General features: G+C 68.5%; 18 protein-coding genes. 8 read left to right on the top strand and 10 right to left on the bottom strand.

Going from position 1 to position 16298, the window contains the following annotated elements:
• Positions 1-107: 107 nt before the first annotated feature.
• From tsaD to AB0K08_RS11380, 8 genes are all read right to left on the bottom strand, one after another.
• A complete protein-coding gene (gene tsaD / locus AB0K08_RS11345) occupies positions 108-1277 on the bottom strand; it encodes a tRNA (adenosine(37)-N6)-threonylcarbamoyltransferase complex transferase subunit TsaD (RefSeq protein WP_363354462.1) in 1170 nt (389 codons plus the stop codon).
• Positions 1278-1287: 10 nt separating this feature from the next.
• Positions 1288-2589, bottom strand: a complete 1302-nt coding sequence (locus AB0K08_RS11350; protein WP_363354464.1) for a hypothetical protein — start codon at positions 2587-2589, stop codon at positions 1288-1290.
• Positions 2586-4049 (bottom strand): hypothetical protein, encoded by a 1464-nt coding sequence (locus AB0K08_RS11355; RefSeq protein WP_363354466.1) that lies wholly within the window; start codon positions 4047-4049, stop codon positions 2586-2588. The genes AB0K08_RS11350 and AB0K08_RS11355 overlap by 4 nt, the downstream gene beginning before the upstream one ends.
• Positions 4042-4548 (bottom strand): hypothetical protein, encoded by a 507-nt coding sequence (locus tag AB0K08_RS11360; protein ID WP_363354468.1) that lies wholly within the window; start codon positions 4546-4548, stop codon positions 4042-4044. Before AB0K08_RS11360 ends, AB0K08_RS11355 begins: the two co-directional genes overlap by 8 nt.
• A gap of 88 nt (positions 4549-4636) precedes the next feature.
• Positions 4637-5062, bottom strand: a complete 426-nt coding sequence (locus AB0K08_RS11365) for a hypothetical protein (protein WP_363354470.1) — start codon at positions 5060-5062, stop codon at positions 4637-4639.
• 91 nt (positions 5063-5153) lie between these two features.
• Positions 5154-5633: a hypothetical protein gene (locus AB0K08_RS11370; RefSeq protein WP_363354472.1), complete on the bottom strand. Its 480-nt coding sequence runs from the start codon at positions 5631-5633 to the stop codon at positions 5154-5156.
• A 146-nt stretch (positions 5634-5779) separates the two neighbouring features.
• A complete protein-coding gene (locus AB0K08_RS11375) occupies positions 5780-6889 on the bottom strand; it encodes an IS30 family transposase (RefSeq protein WP_363354474.1) in 1110 nt (369 codons plus the stop codon).
• 152 nt (positions 6890-7041) lie between these two features.
• Positions 7042-8742, bottom strand: a complete 1701-nt coding sequence (locus AB0K08_RS11380) for a PAS domain-containing sensor histidine kinase (RefSeq protein ID WP_363354476.1) — start codon at positions 8740-8742, stop codon at positions 7042-7044.
• Positions 8743-8827: 85 nt separating this feature from the next.
• On the opposite strand from AB0K08_RS11380, the gene AB0K08_RS11385 reads away from it, so the two are divergent.
• Positions 8828-9664 (top strand): response regulator, encoded by an 837-nt coding sequence (locus AB0K08_RS11385; RefSeq protein ID WP_363354478.1) that lies wholly within the window; start codon positions 8828-8830, stop codon positions 9662-9664.
• A 20-nt stretch (positions 9665-9684) separates the two neighbouring features.
• Here the strand turns inward: AB0K08_RS11385 and AB0K08_RS11390 are convergent, their stop codons facing one another.
• Positions 9685-10077: an Hpt domain-containing protein gene (locus AB0K08_RS11390; RefSeq protein WP_363354480.1), complete on the bottom strand. Its 393-nt coding sequence runs from the start codon at positions 10075-10077 to the stop codon at positions 9685-9687.
• Between the two features lie 331 nt (positions 10078-10408).
• Between AB0K08_RS11390 and AB0K08_RS11395 the strand changes: the two genes are divergently transcribed.
• From AB0K08_RS11395 to AB0K08_RS11410, 4 genes are all read left to right on the top strand, one after another.
• On the top strand, positions 10409-10933 hold the full coding sequence (locus AB0K08_RS11395) for an alternate-type signal peptide domain-containing protein (RefSeq protein WP_363354632.1): 525 nt from the start codon (positions 10409-10411) through the stop codon (positions 10931-10933).
• A gap of 95 nt (positions 10934-11028) precedes the next feature.
• Complete coding sequence (locus AB0K08_RS11400) at positions 11029-11592, top strand: hypothetical protein (RefSeq protein ID WP_363354482.1); 564 nt, start codon at positions 11029-11031, stop codon at positions 11590-11592.
• Between the two features lie 12 nt (positions 11593-11604).
• Complete coding sequence (locus tag AB0K08_RS11405) at positions 11605-12234, top strand: signal peptidase I (RefSeq protein WP_363354484.1); 630 nt, start codon at positions 11605-11607, stop codon at positions 12232-12234.
• Positions 12231-12761 carry a hypothetical protein gene (locus AB0K08_RS11410; RefSeq protein ID WP_363354486.1) on the top strand — a complete coding sequence of 177 codons (531 nt, stop codon included), beginning with the start codon at positions 12231-12233 and terminating at the stop codon, positions 12759-12761. The genes AB0K08_RS11405 and AB0K08_RS11410 overlap by 4 nt, the downstream gene beginning before the upstream one ends.
• A gap of 22 nt (positions 12762-12783) precedes the next feature.
• Here the strand turns inward: AB0K08_RS11410 and AB0K08_RS11415 are convergent, their stop codons facing one another.
• Positions 12784-13440, bottom strand: coding sequence for a GNAT family N-acetyltransferase (locus AB0K08_RS11415; protein WP_363354488.1), 657 nt, complete (start codon positions 13438-13440; stop codon positions 12784-12786).
• A 121-nt stretch (positions 13441-13561) separates the two neighbouring features.
• On the opposite strand from AB0K08_RS11415, the gene AB0K08_RS11420 reads away from it, so the two are divergent.
• From AB0K08_RS11420 to AB0K08_RS11430, 3 genes are all read left to right on the top strand, one after another.
• Positions 13562-14707 carry an aromatic acid exporter family protein gene (locus tag AB0K08_RS11420; protein ID WP_363354490.1) on the top strand — a complete coding sequence of 382 codons (1146 nt, stop codon included), beginning with the start codon at positions 13562-13564 and terminating at the stop codon, positions 14705-14707.
• 136 nt (positions 14708-14843) lie between these two features.
• Positions 14844-15392 (top strand): RNA 2',3'-cyclic phosphodiesterase, encoded by a 549-nt coding sequence (gene thpR / locus AB0K08_RS11425; protein ID WP_363354492.1) that lies wholly within the window; start codon positions 14844-14846, stop codon positions 15390-15392.
• 99 nt (positions 15393-15491) lie between these two features.
• On the top strand, positions 15492-16178 hold the full coding sequence (locus AB0K08_RS11430) for a superoxide dismutase family protein (RefSeq protein WP_363354494.1): 687 nt from the start codon (positions 15492-15494) through the stop codon (positions 16176-16178).
• Positions 16179-16298 lie beyond the last annotated feature (120 nt).

Below are 16298 nucleotides of genomic sequence, written 5' to 3' on the forward strand. Positions count from 1 at the left end.
ACGAGAGCGCCTACGGTCGTCCGCGTCGGCGAGCCTCGACCTCTATCGATGCCGTGATGTGCAGGTGGTGAGGCCGACCGGCGGAGTGCCCGGGGTCGACGACCCGGTCAGGCCGGCAGCGAGATCCGCTCCACCGGCTGCCCCGGGTCTGCGGCGAAGTCCAGCCCGCTCGGTTCCACGCCGTCCGCCACGAGCTGGGCTCCCAGGGCCGCGACCATGGCTCCGTTGTCCGTGCACAGCCTCACGGGCGGCACGGTCAGCCCGATCCCGGCGGCCTCGCAGCGCTCGGCCAGCAGCGAGCGTAGCCGCGAGTTGGCGGCCACGCCCCCGCCCAGCATCAGGTGCTCGATCCCGTGCTCGACGCAGGCCCGCACGGCCTTGAGGGTGATCACGTCCGCGACCGCCTCCTGAAAGGAGGCGGCGATGTCCGCCGTCGGGATCTCGCTGTCCGGCACCCCGGCGGCCTCGAACTGCTCGACGCAGCGGGCCGCCGCGGTCTTCAGCCCGGAGAAGGACCAGTCGTGGCGGTGCTTCCCGGGCTCCTCGGCCGTCCCGACGAACTTGGGCGCGCTCAGCCCGCGCGGGAAGCGGAAGGCCTTCGGGTCCCCCTGCTGCGCCAACCGGTCGATCACCGGGCCCCCGGGGTAGCCCGCGCCGAGCAGCCGGGCGACCTTGTCATAGGCCTCGCCCGCGGCGTCGTCGATCGTGGAGCCCAGCAGTCGCACGTCCGAGGTCAGGCGGTCGACCCGCAGGATCTCGGTGTGCCCGCCGGAGACGAGCAGGGCACCGAGGTGCTCCGGCAGGACCGTGCCGGCTCCGCCAGGGTGCACGACGCCGGCCGGCCGAGTTCCGCTGCCGGCCTGCGGTTCCGCGTCGCGCACCCCGTCCAGCACCCCGACGCCGACGTGGGCCACCAGGTGGTTGATCCCGTAGAGCGGCTTGCCGGTGGCCAGGGCCAAGGCCTTGGCGCCGGCCACCCCGACCATCAGCGCGCCGGCGAGTCCGGGCCCGGAGGTGACGGCGATGGCGTCGAGCTCGTCCAGGGTGACCCCGGCGGTGTCCAGGGCCTGCTGCAGGGTGGGGGTGAACTCCTCGAGGTGGGCGCGGGCCGCAATCTCGGGGATGACCCCACCGAAGCGAACGTGCTCCTCCATGGAGGAGGCCACCGCGTTGGCCAGCAGCTCGGTGCCGCGGACGATCCCGAAGCCGGTCTCGTCGCAGGAGGACTCGATGCCGAGGACGAGGGGAGCGGACGGCGAGGCGGTGGAGGCAGGCATGCCCTTCAGTCTACGAGCGGTCCGTCCCGATCAGCTCGGCCAGCACACCGAACAGAGCCAGGCCGTCGACGGACTGTAGGCGGACCACGCTGCCGGTCCCGCCCGTTGGGGCACCAACCGCGCCATCGGCACCATCAGCACCGGAGGCGTCCCACAGGTAGTGGCCGAAGCCCCGCACGGTCAGGACGCGGATCCCCTCGGTCGGCTGCCCGGCTCCGGCCTCACGGTACAGGGTCCACCAGGACCAGTCGGCCGTCCACCAGCGGTAGATGTCCTGGGGGTCCATGTGACTGCTGACCACGGCGCCTTCCGGCAGTTCGGCGGGCAGTGGCTCGGCGGGATCTGCCAGCCGGGCCGCGAAGGCGTCCGCCGGAAGCACGTCCACCGGTACATCCGACGGCCCCTCGGCACGGTGACCGACCATCCGCAGGACCATGTCCGGGGCGTCGTCCCGGCGGTAGCGGCCCAGTTGCGCGAGCCCGAGACCGCCGGTTGCGCTCTGTTCGATCAGGCACTCGGTCCCGGCGGTCCACAGACGGCCGAGGGGTCCGACGGCGGCCGCACCGGTCCTCGTGCCCCCTGCGGTGATCTGCCAGCCCGGCCTGCCTCCGAAGCCGGCGACGATCCGGTCCCTCGCCGCGAGGTCGAGGGAGGTGGGCTTCAACAGTCCGGTGGGTACGTCCCCGGCCAGGCGCGCCCGGGCTCGTTCGGCTGCGTCCACGGCCGAGTCGAGGTCCGCCGCGAGCTCACCGCCGAGACCGGCGGGGGCGGGCGTGATTCCGGCCACGAGACCGTTGAGTACCGGGGTCAGATACCGGGACAGGTAGGCGTTGTGCTGGGTGACGACCTCCACCTGGCCCTCGTCGCCGCCGTCGAGGATCCACCGCCGCCGGATCACGGTGGAGGCGTACCGGGACAGACTCCACGCACCGTGGATCCCCCGCCAGGTGCCGGCCACCCACGGCTCGACCCCGAGCGCGAGGCTCGCACCGCCGTCCTGCTGGAGCAGCGCCTCGACGGGGTCAGCGGACCGGACGCGACGGAGCGTGATCTGGGGCATGACGCCGGCATAGTGGGCCCCCTCGGCCCAGTAGAGCACCTGGTCGAACCCGGTCACAGGGATGCGGACCCAGCCCTCCGGCATCGGCAGATGCGGGCCGTCGAGGGGCGGCGAGGGCAGCGACGCCGCCAAGGCCGTCCAGTCCATGTGCCCCGTCCGTTTGACGGGCATGGGGACGATGGCCACGGGGTTCTCGTTCACGGTCGTCTCGAGGGGGAGCCCGTCCGGGTGCGATGCGCCGGATTCCGTCACTGGTTGGCCAGTTCCTTATCGGACATGTCGTTGATCTCGTCCTGAGTGGCGCTGGTCTGTCCATCGCTCACCGTGTCCACGATCCATCCGACGACGGCACCGGTGATCTTGTCCACCACCGCGGCGACGATGAACCCACCGACGCCACCCGTGGGGGCGCCCGCTGCGGCAGCCACGAACAAGAGGCCGCCGCCCAGGACCACGCTGCCACCGGCTTTGGCCCCCTCGACCAACAGTGCATGCTGGTGGCGATCTTCGAGGTCTCCGTCCGACATCATCGGATAGAGCATGGACTGCCCGGTCTTGTACTCGTCTGCCGAGGCACCGATCGAAAGGATCGTGATCCCTGCGCCGATCAGACCAGTGTTCACCTTCATCCCGAGGATGTTCGCGTCGTCCCCCTTGAACTGTTTGAGCCCCCATTCCTTGAATTTGGAGTTGCCCTTGTTCAGCCCGTAGACGAGGGCTGCCACGGTGATCCTGTCACCGTTGTCCATCCCCGGGTAGTCGATCTCGCGCTGACCGACCACCGGGTCCTCGGCGATCGCCTTCATCGCGGCCGCATTGAAACGTGGGTCCATGGCGGATCCGGCCCGGACCATGGTCCCCTCCGGCGTCATCACCCAGTCCCGTCCCTGTTCGTCGGTGAACTGGCCGAAGGTGTAGTCCTCACGGTTCGCCCAGATCTCTGCGGCGATCCGTTCGATCTCCTCATCGCGGAGGTCGAGGCTGTCGAAGGCGCCCGCCTCGCGCAGCATCTCCTCGACGTCTTCCTGGGACGCGACGGTGGTGGTGGCCTCGTTGCGGGTCTCGAACCGGATCCGGGACAGCTCCTGCATGTCCACGTCTTTGAGGCTCTGCGCCAGGGTGCGCCGGTGCGTGCAGATGTCGAAGACCAGGGTGTTGATCTCGTCCTTCTTGATGATTCGGTCCTCACGCAGCGCGTTGATCGCTTCCAGGACCCTCATCTTGTCCTCGTCGGGTGTGCCCATCTCACCCCACAGATGATCGGCGGTGCCGTACTGGTTCCTGCACCATTTACCGAGGTATGGCTCGTACTGCGCGCTGGCACTCACATGGCCCGGCGCCCAGCCGATGTAGTCGTCGCGGCGGCCCTTGATGTCAGAGTCCAGAGTCGCGTCGTTGATGGCGTAGGCGTTGTAGAGGGACTCCCCTGCCAGCCGGATGGCCGAGATCTTCTCGATGCGCTGGTTGAAGGCGGCATACACGGCCTCCTGATCGGGGCCCTCATAGTAGTCGCGCAGCTGGTTCCAGGCGTCGACGGCCGCCATGAAGCGGTCGAAGGTCTTGCCCAGGTTGTCGTTGATGCGGGCAGCCGCCGCCAATGCGAAGGATGAGTTCGGCAGGTTCGGGACCATCGGTGCGCTGCCGGAGTACATCTCGTCTGTGGTCCCGTCACCCCGGTATCCGAGGTTGTTGACCGTATCGACACTAGCCATGGTGAGCCGCCTTCGCCGCCGTGTGGTTGTACTGCGCCACGTCGAAGTTGGTTGAGTTCCCGTCGCCGAAACTCATGGTCCCGGGGTTGCCCTCCCACATCTCGCGGGTGTCGTACGCCGGTGCCGGGTCGCCCTCGCCGGAGGTGGCCAGCTCGTAGGGGAACTCCACCCCGGGACTGTTCGACCGGTGCTTCATCTCGGCGTCCCCGGACACGAAGTAGTTCAGCACGTCCTGCATGGCCAGGTAAACGGTGCCGAGGTCCTGCCGCAGGTCTTCGAAGAAGGTGTCGACCTCCTCGTAGTAGGCCGTGAGCGCCTCGTCGAGGTCGTTCTGGTTGGAGGTCTGATCGATCCGTTCCGTGCCGCCGCAGACGTTACTGCGCAGCACCTCGATGTCATCCTCCACGTGCTGATAGTCCGTGCGGATGGCGAATAGCTCCTCCTGGACGAGGTTGAGTACCCGCTGGCACTCATCGGTGACGATATTGTAGGAGACCATCCCAGTCCTTCCTAACGTTTTCCCTCAGGCTATCGACGCCCCCGTCAGGGGTCCATGGGGACAACTCCCCATGCGGGGCCTGGCAGCGTCAGTCGCGGGGAACCGGGTACCACTGCAGGTCGGCGGCCAGCTCACCGGCACCGAGGCCGGAGGCGAGGGCGGCCGCGGAGTCCACGGCCGGCGTCGGGAAGACCAGTTCGGGTGCCTCGGACCAGGTGCCGCAGGGCTGCAGCACCTGCCACGGCGACCCGGCCTCGCGGGGGGCCAGGACGGAGCCGACGCTGGCGAGGACCTCGCCCGCCCCCAGCTGGACCAGGTCCGCGACCAGCCCGCTGACGCGCACGGTGCCGGGGCCGGTGACCACGGCGTCCTCGAGCACCCCGTGGATGTCCACCGTCACGCCGGCGGGCACCTCGAGCAGGCCGCACACGGAGCCGAAGTGGGTGGTGGATTCCGCCGGGGCGCCGTCCAGGACGGTCACTCCGCCCAGGGCGTTCTCGGCGTTTCTCCACATGCCGTCCACGCTAGGGAGCGCACCGCGCACCCGCCACCGGCGGGGATGGGGACCTCTACCCATCGACAGACCAGAAGGTCCGTGGTAGGGGTCAGAGATCGGGGCCGACGGTGTCCCACTCGCCAGCGTCACTCCCACCATAGACACTGGCGGCCCAGGATGCATAGTGGCTCAGGGCCACGATCTCGCGGTGCCAGGCGCGGCCGTCCTCGCCCTCGTACAGCCAGGCGGGCGCGCCCAGCTCCAGTGCGGAGGCGGCCATCTGCGCCTGGGAGACGGTCTCGGCCAGCGAGTACAGCTCATGCACCCGGCGGCGGTGGCGCTGCGTCCGGCGGGCCAGGGCCAGCTCGCCGGACCGTGCCTCGCGGACGGCGCGGTCCGAGAGGGCCTCGGCCAGTTCCAGCAGCACCTCGTCCACGGCGTCCAGCACCGAGTGCGGCCCGCGGTGGTCCGCGCGGTATTGGCAGGCGATGTCCTGCCACGTCTCCGTGGTGCCGCCCGTGACGTCGTCGGGGGCAGGGAGGTCGTGCACCGTGGCCTCCTGGGGACTCTCGGTCCGCGTGCGGTTCATACTGCGGTTCATACCCAGTGACATGCGCAGATCCCCGGGCCGGGCGGTCGGTTCTGCACCCGCACCGGTCACCGGCGCAGGATCTCGGCCACCTCGCCCCGGGTGTGCAGCCGGTATCCGAGGTCCCGGATGGCGGATTCGGATGGTCAGCGCAACGGTAGGTATTCGGCCAGTGTCTCATCCGGGGTGTTGTAGTCGAGTCGTTTGCGGGGGCGGCGGTTCAGTTGTGCCGCGACGGCGTCCAGGGTGGCTTGGGTATGGATGCTCAGGTCGGTGCCTTTGGGGAAGTACTCGCGTAGCAGTCCGTTGGTGTTCTCATTCGAGGGTCGTTGCCAGGGCGAGTGTGGGTCGGCGAAGTAGATCTGGATGCCGGTCATCTCGGTGATGTGGGTGTGCTGGTGCATCTCACTGCCCTGGTCCCAGGCCAGGGAACGCTTCAAGTCCTGTGGCAGGGTGCCCAGTCGGGCTACCAGGGCCTGGGTGGTGGCCTGGACCCGGTTCATGCCGGGCTCGAGACGGACCAGGATCAGGTAGTTCGAGTGGCGTTCGACGATGGTCGCGATCGCGCTGGCCCCGTTCTTACCCACGATCAGGTCCCCCTCCCAGTGACCGGGGACCTGCCGGTCAAGGGCCTCCTCGGGGCGGTCGTGGATGGAGACCATGTCCTTGATCCGGCCCCGGCGCTCATCAGAGGCCCGCTTGGGGTGGCGGATCGTCCGGCCGGTGCGCAGGGAGGCGTTCAGCTCGCGTTCGAGCCCGCCGCGGGCCTTGAGGTACAGGGTCCGGTAGATCGTCTCGTGGTGCACGCGCATGGCGGGGTCCTCGGGGAAGTCCTGTACCAAGCGGCCTCCGATCTGTTCCGGGGAGAGCCGGTCCTTGAGTCCCTGCTGGACGTAGTCGAACAGGGCCTGGTTGTCGGTGATCTTGAAGGCCTTGGGCCGGCGGCGGTTGTTCCAGGCCACCCGTTGGCCCTGGGAGACACGGTAGCTGGAGCGGGCACCACCGGGCTTGGACTGGCCCTTCGTGATCTCCCGTCCGATGGTGGACCGGTCCCGACCCAGCCGGGCCGCGATCTGGGCATTGGACTGTCCAGTTCGGATCCCGATGCTGATCTCGATGCGGTCCTCCAGGGACAGCCGGTAGTCCGGTCTCTTCCAGGACGCCGGGGCCAGCCCGCCGGTCAGATTCAGGTACTTACGGATCGTGACCACGCCCCAGTCCAGGTCCCGGGCGATTACTTCAGCAGATGCTCCCATCCTGCGAGCATCCCAGAGTCGGTCCAGAACCGCTGGAGACCCCATGAACTTCGCAAAACGCTGACCTCGTTCCAACATCGCAACACTCCCAAATCAGAGGATGTTGCACTGACCATCCGAACCCAAGCCGGTGAAGTCGACAGTTACCGCTCTCATGATCCAGAAGGAGGGGGGCCGTCGATGGGGAGGCGGACGGTGAAGGTGGAGCCCACGCCCTTCTCCGAGTCCACGAGGATCTCCCCGCCGTGCGCCCGCACGAAGCCCTGGGTGATGGCCAGGCCCAGGCCGGTGCCCGGTATGGCGGCATTGCGCACGTGCTCGGTTCGGTAGAAGTTCGAGAACAACTGGCCGAGCTCATCCTCGCTCATCCCGAACCCGGTGTCCCGGATCGTCAGCTCGGCCCAGTCCCCGCAGCCGTCCACGCCGGGCAGCTGGCGGAGCGCCACGGAGACGGAGCCACCCTCGGGCGTGTACTTGATGGCGTTGGACAACAGGTTGTCCACCACCTGACCCATCTTGACCGGGTCCACCTCCGCGTCCATCCGGTCCGGCAGGTCCGCCGTCAGGCTTAGGCCGGCTTTCCTGGCCTGCACCTGCACGGATTCCACACTGTGCCGGACCAGGCGGGCCAGGTTGGAGTGCTGCACGGTGACGCTGGAACTGCCGGCGGCGGAGTCCAGCAGACTCGTGACCAGCCCCAGCAGCCGCTCCGCGTTGCGCTGGGAGGTGGTCAGGAACCGCCGGACATCCGGATTGACGGCCTCCTCCTGTGCCAGGTCCAGGTAGCCGATGATCGAAGTCAACGGGGTGCGGAACTCGTGGGAGACCTCGGCCACGAACCGCTCACGGCTCTGGACGGCCTCCATCAGATCTGTCACGTTCTGAAAGACCACCACGGTGCCGTCGAAGTTGTCGTCGTCGTCGTACATCGGCGAGGCCGAGACGGAGAGGTGCTGCTGGGCGCCGTCCGTGCCGATCGCGACGATCCGGCCTCTGTAATCCCTGCCCTGCAGCGCCTGGGTCACGGGACGCTCGTCCGCCGGGATGGGCGTCACCCCGTCGGCCTCGAACAGCAGCAACTCGTGTTCCGGACCGTCGTCCCGGCCGGGCGGCAGGCCGAGGAAATGGGTGCGCCGCTGGGCCTGGTTCATCAGGATGTCATGGCCCTCGCCGTCCACCACCAGGATCCCCACGTCCGAGGTCTCCACCACCGCCTGCAACAGCCGGTTCTGGCTGGCGGCCCGGTCCAGGGAGGCCCCCAGTTCCAGGCGTTGCCGGTCCATGCTGCGGGTCAGGATGCTCGCGGCCAGACCGAGGGCCAGCATCAGGAACGGCACCATGACCGGCCGGGCCAGATTCGACTCGATGAGCTCATCCTGAAACGGAGCCACTCCGGGCAGGTACGGCCACCACGTGACGGCGGCTGTGCCGATGAACCCGACGGACAGGGCGAGCACGGGGTAGATCCCGGACCAGGCCAGCCAGAAGACGGGGAACGCCGTGAGCAGGGACATCCCGTCCAACACATATCGTGCCGCGGACCACAGCGGTGCGATAGCCACGAAGTCCAGCAGCGGGATCACCCAGTAGACCACCGGATGGAAGCGCTGCCACGGGATCACGCCGGCCAGCACCGTCAGCAGCAGGACCCCGCCAACGCCCAGGAAGAAGTGTGGCGAGCCGGTGGCCACGCCGGGATCGATCAGCAGCACGGCGATCGTCACGAAGAGGGTGGAGATCGTCAGCGGCAGCTGGGACAGCAGCACCCGGCGCTTGAGCGAGAACTGTCCGAAATGACGGCGCCCCTGGTCCCTCTCGGGATCGGGCAGCGTCGTCGGGGTGGCGAGTGTCACGGCGTGGCTCCGATTCGTTGCGGGGCATGAGACGCCCCTACTACACGATAACCTTGGACCAAACAAAGCTTTGGGGGTGTTTCGTGTGGAGGATCGTCGTGTCGCCGTCGTCGTCGAGGATGACGATGACATCCGAGGGCTCATGGTGGCCCTGCTGGGTCAGTCCGGGTTCGAGGTGATCGCCACCTCCAGCGGCACGGACGGTGTCACCGCGGTCCGCGAGTTCGATCCGGTGCTGATCACCGTGGACCTGGGCCTGCCGGACATCGACGGCTACGAGGTCACCCGCCGGGTACGCCGGTTCACCGACGCCTACGTGGTGATGCTGACCGCCCGCACCGAGGAGATCGACACGCTGATCGGCCTCGATGCCGGCGCCGACGACTACCTCACCAAGCCCTTCCGGCCGCGCGTGCTGCGCGCCCGGATCGAGGCCATGATGCGCCGGCCCCGAGCCGGTCAGGTCCCGGCCACGGCCATCAGCACGACGCCGGCCACTCCCGCCCCCGGCATAGCCGCGGTTCCAGCGGCGGCCGAGGGGCCGGCGTCGGGCACGGTCTCCGCACCCGGCGCCGAGACTGACGTCCGTCTGGAACTGGACGGGCTGGAACTCTTCCCCCACCTGCACCAGGTGGAGGCCGAGGGCCGGGAGATCGCCATGACGCCGACCGAGTTCCTGCTGCTGGAGACGCTGATGCGCAGCGGCCGGGTGGTGCGGTCCAAGGCCGAGCTGTCCAGGGTCATCCGCGGCGACGAGCCGGACAACGGGAGTTTCGTCTCCGCCTCGGACGAACGCACCATCGAGGTGCATCTGGGCAATCTGCGCCGCAAGCTCGGGGACAACCCGAAGTCGCCGCGCTGGGTGCAGACCGTGCGCGGCGTGGGCTACCGGATGGCCGGCAGCCCGCAGCTGGTCGGCTAGCAGCCGTCAGGTGGCTGCCGTCAGGTGGCGGAAACCACCTGCTGGAGGAAGACCCTCAACTGTCGCGCAGTCTCCGCGGCCAATCGCCGCAGGCACTCCATGATCTCGGACAGCCGCTCCATGGCGGGCCATCGCACGGGCGTGGGCGGACGGCTGGCGAAGTCCTCCTGGAGGTCTGCGGCCAAACGCGACAAGGCCTCGGCCCCGGCCATGGCCGAAGAGGTCTTCAGGGAGAGGACGGCGTCCATCCAGTCCTCGTGGTCCCGGGCCGTCAGGGCACGCTGAAGGCGCATGACGCGCTGGTCCAGCATGGCCTCATAGCGGCGGATGAATCCGCACAGCACATCTGTATCGCCGAGTTGTTCCCCCAACCGGCCCAGCGCATCAGTATCGAGTACCGGTGCAGTGGTCATAGGCCCATGATCGTCTGCCTCCCGCAGGGGCACGCCCGGCATTCCCCAAAGGTTTCCCAAAGACTGGCCCGGGCCGGCGTACCTCAAGAGACCCTCAAGGCCGGTCGGCGAATCTTGTGGAAACCTTGTGCGGATTCTCTGAAAAATCCGAAGTTGCGCTTGAGGACCCCCGCTTGGAATAGAGCCATCGGAAGCGAGCAACGGTCATGACATCCCCGTCTGGCAGGTAGCTCGGGTATCCGCCAACCGTCTCTCCATCAACGTCGGTGCTGGCATCCCCGCCAGCTCCGGCGAAGATCGTTCTCAGCAAGGGGTATTGACTTTGAAGAAGATGACCAAGGGTGCAATCGTGAGCGGCCTGGGCGTGGCCCTACTCCTCGGCGGCGGCGGAACGCTGGCCGTCTGGAACGCCGACCAGGCGTCGAACGCGGGAGCCATCACTGCCGGCGATCTCAACCTCACCGCCCACAAAGGCGTCTGGACCTCCAACGTCACCGGCCAGATCGGTGACGTCAACGACTACCGTGTGGTTCCCGGCGAGACCCTAACCTACGAGCAGCCGGTCACCGTCGCCCTGGTGGGCGATGGCATGAAGGCCAAGCTGTCCGTCACCGGCTCCGCAGCCAACGAATTCGTCGCTACCGACGGTGTCACGGTCTCCGATGTCAACCTCACGAACAAGGATGGGGTCTCCGTCTCCGACGAACTGACGCCCGCGGTCGACGGTGCCTTCACAGCTTCCACGACATTCGCCTTCAGTGCCACCGATTCCCATGGCCGGGCGGGTGTCACCAAGTCCTACGACCTGTCCGAGATCCACTACTTTCTCGAGCAGATTGCCCCCACCACCAACTGATCTCCCCCGGGAATCGGACGTCCGTCGGTAATCTCTGAGGGGCCTTCCGCCCCGTTCAGACCCGTCACCACCGTCACGCGCATCAGGAGTTGATCATGCGTTTCAAGACCATGCTGCAGACCACTGCGGTCCTGGGGCTTGCGGTGGTGGCGGGTCTGTTGGGTGTCACCGGCACCTGGGCCCTCTGGAGCACATCGGCCTCCGCCGGGGCCGGCACCGTCCAGGCCGCGGATTTCCAGCTGGAGCTCGACGGAAAGGCTGCCTCGTCGGGAACCATCGCACTCACTCCACCCGGCGGACAGTTGATGCCGGACCAACCGATCTACTCCTCCTTCAGTGTCACGAACTCCACCAACGCCAGTGGTGACTTCCGTGTGCAGGTGACGCTCGGGACTCCAGTGGTCCGGCCCGTCGGTGGGAACGCGGCGCTTGCCGATCACCTTGTCGTCGAGACCACCGCCGCGCCGGCGTCCGAAAGTTGCGGGACTGCCGACTACGGAAATAAACCTGCCACCGCCGCAGTGGACAAGAACCGCTCCGCGAGGTTCTGCGTCCGGTTCACTCTTCCGGCTGACGCGCCACCGGAGCTCTCGGATGCATCGGCCACCGCGGACATTCCCGTGACCGCAACTCAGATCCCGCCCACCAGCCAGCAGTGAGGAGCCCCCGGTATGACATCACCCGTTGAGAAGACCCGCCGCCGGGTTCCTGCCTGGATGCAGTGGATCGGCCAGGGGCTGTCCTTCCTGGTGCTCTGCATCTTCGCGTTGGCGGCGATCATCCTGATCATCGTCCCGCTGGTGACCGGCTCACAGACCTATTCCGTCCTGACCAGTTCCATGGCCCCGTCGTATCCCCCGGGCACCTTCCTGGTGGTCAAGCCGACCGACTTCGATTCCCTCCGGACCGGTGACGTGGTCACGTTCCAGCTGGAGTCCGGCCGTCCGGAGGTGGTGACCCACCGCATCGTCTCCTTCTCCGCCGGGCAAGACGGAGAGCGGCAGCTCATCACCCAGGGCGACAACAATGACGTTGCCGACGAGAGCCCCGTCATGGAGATCCAGGTCCGCGGCAAACTGTTCTACGCCGTGCCCTATGTCGGCTTCCTCGCCAATGCGCTGGGTCAGACCGACCGCAGCGGGATCATCACGGTACTTGCCGTCGCGTTGATCGGGTGGGGCCTGTTCACCATGGTGCGAGGCATCATCAAGGACCGGCGGGAGGCCCGGGACCGAAAGCTCATCGAGGAGGCCTCCGAGCAACTCGACGCATCGGCCACGCATGAGAAGGCCCTGACGTGAGCGCCGGCCACAGCACCGGGCGCGTCTCCCGCCGGAGCTGGCGCGCCGCCGTCGTGCTGTTCCTGGTGGTGTTCCTCGGCGGACTCGGCGTGGTCAGCGCCAACGCCCTGTGGTCACAGCAGGGGTCGGTCCAGGCCACGGTCACCACCGGCACCTGGGGGCCGGATCCGAGCCCAACGCCGACGCCCACACCTCAACCCACGGAGCCGGTCACTCCCCCAGCTCCGTGGGACTGGGGCCTCACGCTCCTCGAGGGTGACAAGGTGAAGGGCGAGGGGGTCGTCATCCTGGCGTGGACGCCTCCGGCGGAGGGACGCGTCACCGTCACGGTCGACGGCGCGGCACGAGTGAACATGCTCTCGAAAAACCGGGCCGAGGTGGTCCTGGGCCGTGGCCCGGGTTGCTACCCCCTGACGATCTCCGCCGCGGGCACCTCGCAGCGCCTGTCCGGCACCGTGACGTTCCACCCCGGCGGTGGCAGACACGGCACCTTCACGTTCACCGAAGGCGCTGCGCTCTGCGGCTGACGGTCTCCAGCTGAGGGCATCGTCAACCCACCAGGTGCCGCCGCATGATCAGCGCATCGACCCGGCCCGCTCCGGGCCCTCCGCCGGCCCCGGCATCCCCCGGGTAGTATCCCGCCCGCGTGTGGATGTGCTCGAATCCGTGCCGGGCGTACAGCGCCTGCGCCCGCGGGTTGTCCGCACGCACCTCGAGCAGCAGGTCCTTGGCCCGGCGCCGGCCGGACTCGGCCACCATCCACTGCAGCATCGCGGTGCCCAGACCCAGCCCCTCGGCCTCGGGCACCACTGCGATCGTCTGCACATCGGCCAGCGGCGGCACGCACATCAGTCCGCAATACCCCAGCACGACGCCGGCCCCCTCCCCCGCGTCCGTCTCGCCTTCCGTGTCGCCCGGATCGCCGTCCCCCTTCACGTTGAGGGCAGAACGCACCGGTGCGTTATGCCCTGAAAACGCGGGGCCTGGGACCCGGCCCGGCACCGGGCCGGTGATGACGCGGTAGGCGCGGGTGCCGCCGTCGTGCTCGGGACCCGCCTGGGCGAGCTCCTCCTCGAAGAAGGCCAAGGGCCAGGCGTCCAGCGGGAACAGCCGCTCCTCGAGGGCATGCACGGCGGGCAGGTCCTCCCACTCCATCGGGCGCATGGCGTAGCCGGCGGGCAGGACGGGGTCCGGGGGAAGGAGCATGAACGCCAGTCTACGAATCCACCGCCACGGGCCGTCGCGCCGGCAGAGGCCGCCGGTGATCACCGCTGGGCCCTGATCGGCATTAGTGTGACGAGGTGATCACGAGAAAGGCGGGGTGACCATGGGGACAGCTGCAGGCGCCGGCCCGGCACCGGGTACCGGCGGCCGCTTCGGCGGGGTGTGGGAGCGGGTGCAGACGCCGGGTTTCTTCACGGCCACCTCACAGACCATCAAGGGCGTGATCGCCGCGACCTTCGCGTGGTGGTTCTCGATGTTCGTGCTGGAAACCGAGTTGCCGTTCCTCGCACCGTGGACGGCGTTGCTGACCGTGCACGCCACCGTCTACCAGTCACTCTCGCGCGGCACTCAGTCCGCGGTCTCCTCGGTCATCGGCGTCGGACTGTCCTTCGTCATCGGCAACTACCTCGGCGTCTCGGTGTGGACCTACGCGCTGGCGTTGCTGGTCGGGCTCGTTGCGGCCTACATCCGCTGGATCCGAGATGAGGGGGTGGCCATCGCCACCACGGCCATCTTCCTGCTCAGCAGCGGATTCGAGGACCAGGAACCCCTGCTGATCGATCGCATGGTGGAGGTCGGCGTGGGCGTCGCCGTGGGCGTCGCCGTCAACTTGATCATCATCCCGCCGCTGCGGGACCAGCAGGCGGCCAGCCACGTCGATTCCATCAACCGCCGCATGGGAAAGGTCCTGGTGGACATGGCAGACCAGTTGGCGCAGGACTGGGACACGGACAACGCCGATGAATGGATCAGCGAGGCCCAGTCCATGGCTCGGGATACGGCCACGGCGTGGGATCTGGTGCACTCCGCCCGCGAGAGCCACCGGGCCAATCCGCGGGCCTACCTGCATCGATCGGGCCTGTCCAGGAACAACCATCCAACGGCCGCCACGGAGGATGGTGGCGGCTACGCGGACATCCTCGCCCGCGTGGACGAGGGGATCTCGCACCTGCTCAACCTCGCGCGCACCCTGCGCCAGGCCTCCTATGTGGAGGGCCCCTGGAACGACCGGTTCCGCAGCCAGTGGGTGGACATCGTCCGGGACTGCGGCCGCGCCATCGCCGACCCCGATGCCGAGGTGGAGCCGATCGACGACCGGTTGATGGCGCTGGCCAACGATCTCTCCGATGACCAGGACCTGCCGCAGTCCGCCTGGCCCATCTACGGCTCCCTCATCACCAGCGTGCGGCACATCGCCCTCATCGTGGATGATGTCGCGTCCTCCCGCGAGGCCCGGGAATCCGACTGACCCTTCCCGATCACGTGCGCAGCATTCCCGATCACGTGCGCAGTTGAGGTAGGGAAACGCCGAGCCGGTCGACAGTTATCGATGCCGTGATCCGGAGGGGCGGGGCAGACCGGACGCCGTGACCTATCCTGTGCACATGGGCACCCGCATGTTCGTGGCCGTATATCCGCCCCAGGATGTCCGCGCGGAGCTGGCAGAGTTCCTCGCCGTCCGCCCGGGCCTGTCCTGGACGGATCCGGAGCAGATGCACCTGACCCTGGCCTTCTTCTCCTCCGTCCCGGACCGTTCGCTGGACCGGCTCGTGGAACACCTGGCCGACGCCGGCCGCTCGGTTCCCGCTTTCGTCTGCGGCCTGCACGGGGCCGGGGCCTTCCCCCACCCGGACAGCGCCGCGGTGTTGTGGCTGGGCGTCGAGGACGGGGCCGAGGACCTCTCCCAGCTGGCACGCAAGGCGCGGGCGGCGGGCAACCGGGCCGGCGTCGCACCCGACGGGAAGGCCTTCCACCCGCACCTGACCCTGGCCCGCCCGGGCCGCGTCAACGCGACCCGGTGGATCCGCGTACTGGAGACGTTCAGTGCCCGGATGTGGGCGGTGGACGAGGTGCACCTGGTCGAGTCGACCCTGCAGGGCCATGGCCACCGGCCCCGGCACCGGACCCTGACAACGGTACCTTTGGCCCCCTGACGGGGCAGGCCCCGATCGGTACCGTGGGACAGACGAAGCCGTTCGCGGCCCGCGTCCACACCACCGGTCAGCTGCAGCGGCGCAAGGAGAGGGATCACCATGCTTCAGCACACTGCCCGGAAGACCACCTTGATGCGCACGACGGCGGCCCTGCTCGGCCTGGGTGGGCTGCTCGCCGTGAGTGCGTGTTCGGATGCCGGCACCGAGGAGCCGAGCGGCCCCGAGGGCGGCGTCCAGTCCCTGAGCCCCGGCGCCACCGCGGGCGCGGAGACCACGGAGGCGATGGCCGCTGCCTTCACCGCCACCCTGCAGGACGCCGACGGCGACGAGCTCGGCACGGCCGAGTTCAGCGAGGCCGATGGCTCCTTTGAGATCCGCGTGGAGGCCTCCGGCCTGGAACCGGGCTTCTACGGCCTGCACGTGCACGGGATCGGCGAGTGCGAGCCGGACAGCGCCGCGCCGGACGACCCCGCGGACACCGGGGCGTTCAAGTCCGCCGGCGGCCACCTCGGAGCGGAGCATGCCGAGCACCCGGACCACGCCGGGGACCTACCGGTGTTGCTGGTCCAGGAGTCCGGTGACGCCCTCCTGACCTTCCAGACCAACCGGATCAGCCTCGACGACTTCGAGGACGAGGACGGTGCCGCCCTGATGCTGCACTCCGATCCGGACAACTTCGCCAACATCCCCGAGCGCTACGCCGCGGACGGACCGGACGAGGACACCACCGGCGCCGGGGACTCGGGCGACCGGCTGGCCTGCGGGGTCATCGAGCCGGCCGCCTGATCCCTCTCCCCCGCCCCTGCCCTCCCCACCCACCCACCCACCCACCCAGGATCACGGCCGCAGTTGAGGTAGGGAAACGCCGAAGAAGTCGACAACTATCGATGCCGTGATCCTCGGTGA

This window comes from Citricoccus sp. NPDC055426 (assembly GCF_040677445.1).
In the GTDB taxonomy this organism is placed as follows: domain Bacteria; phylum Actinomycetota; class Actinomycetes; order Actinomycetales; family Micrococcaceae; genus Citricoccus.

Excerpts from the sequence above, each read along its gene's own strand:
- tsaD (WP_363354462.1), bottom strand. The coding sequence starts at position 1,277 with ATGCCTGCCTCCACCGCCTCGCCGTCCGCTCCCCTCGTCCTCGGCATC.
- AB0K08_RS11355 (WP_363354466.1), bottom strand. The coding sequence starts at position 4,049 with ATGGCTAGTGTCGATACGGTCAACAACCTCGGATACCGGGGTGACGGG.
- AB0K08_RS11360 (WP_363354468.1), bottom strand. The coding sequence starts at position 4,548 with ATGGTCTCCTACAATATCGTCACCGATGAGTGCCAGCGGGTACTCAAC.
- AB0K08_RS11365 (WP_363354470.1), bottom strand. The coding sequence starts at position 5,062 with ATGTGGAGAAACGCCGAGAACGCCCTGGGCGGAGTGACCGTCCTGGAC.
- AB0K08_RS11370 (WP_363354472.1), bottom strand. The coding sequence starts at position 5,633 with ATGAACCGCACGCGGACCGAGAGTCCCCAGGAGGCCACGGTGCACGAC.
- AB0K08_RS11375 (WP_363354474.1), bottom strand. The coding sequence starts at position 6,889 with ATGGGAGCATCTGCTGAAGTAATCGCCCGGGACCTGGACTGGGGCGTG.
- AB0K08_RS11390 (WP_363354480.1), bottom strand. The coding sequence starts at position 10,077 with ATGACCACTGCACCGGTACTCGATACTGATGCGCTGGGCCGGTTGGGG.
- AB0K08_RS11395 (WP_363354632.1), top strand. The coding sequence starts at position 10,409 with ATGACCAAGGGTGCAATCGTGAGCGGCCTGGGCGTGGCCCTACTCCTC.
- AB0K08_RS11400 (WP_363354482.1), top strand. The coding sequence starts at position 11,029 with ATGCGTTTCAAGACCATGCTGCAGACCACTGCGGTCCTGGGGCTTGCG.
- AB0K08_RS11405 (WP_363354484.1), top strand. The coding sequence starts at position 11,605 with ATGACATCACCCGTTGAGAAGACCCGCCGCCGGGTTCCTGCCTGGATG.
- AB0K08_RS11415 (WP_363354488.1), bottom strand. The coding sequence starts at position 13,440 with ATGCTCCTTCCCCCGGACCCCGTCCTGCCCGCCGGCTACGCCATGCGC.
- AB0K08_RS11420 (WP_363354490.1), top strand. The coding sequence starts at position 13,562 with ATGGGGACAGCTGCAGGCGCCGGCCCGGCACCGGGTACCGGCGGCCGC.
- thpR (WP_363354492.1), top strand. The coding sequence starts at position 14,844 with ATGGGCACCCGCATGTTCGTGGCCGTATATCCGCCCCAGGATGTCCGC.
- AB0K08_RS11430 (WP_363354494.1), top strand. The coding sequence starts at position 15,492 with ATGCTTCAGCACACTGCCCGGAAGACCACCTTGATGCGCACGACGGCG.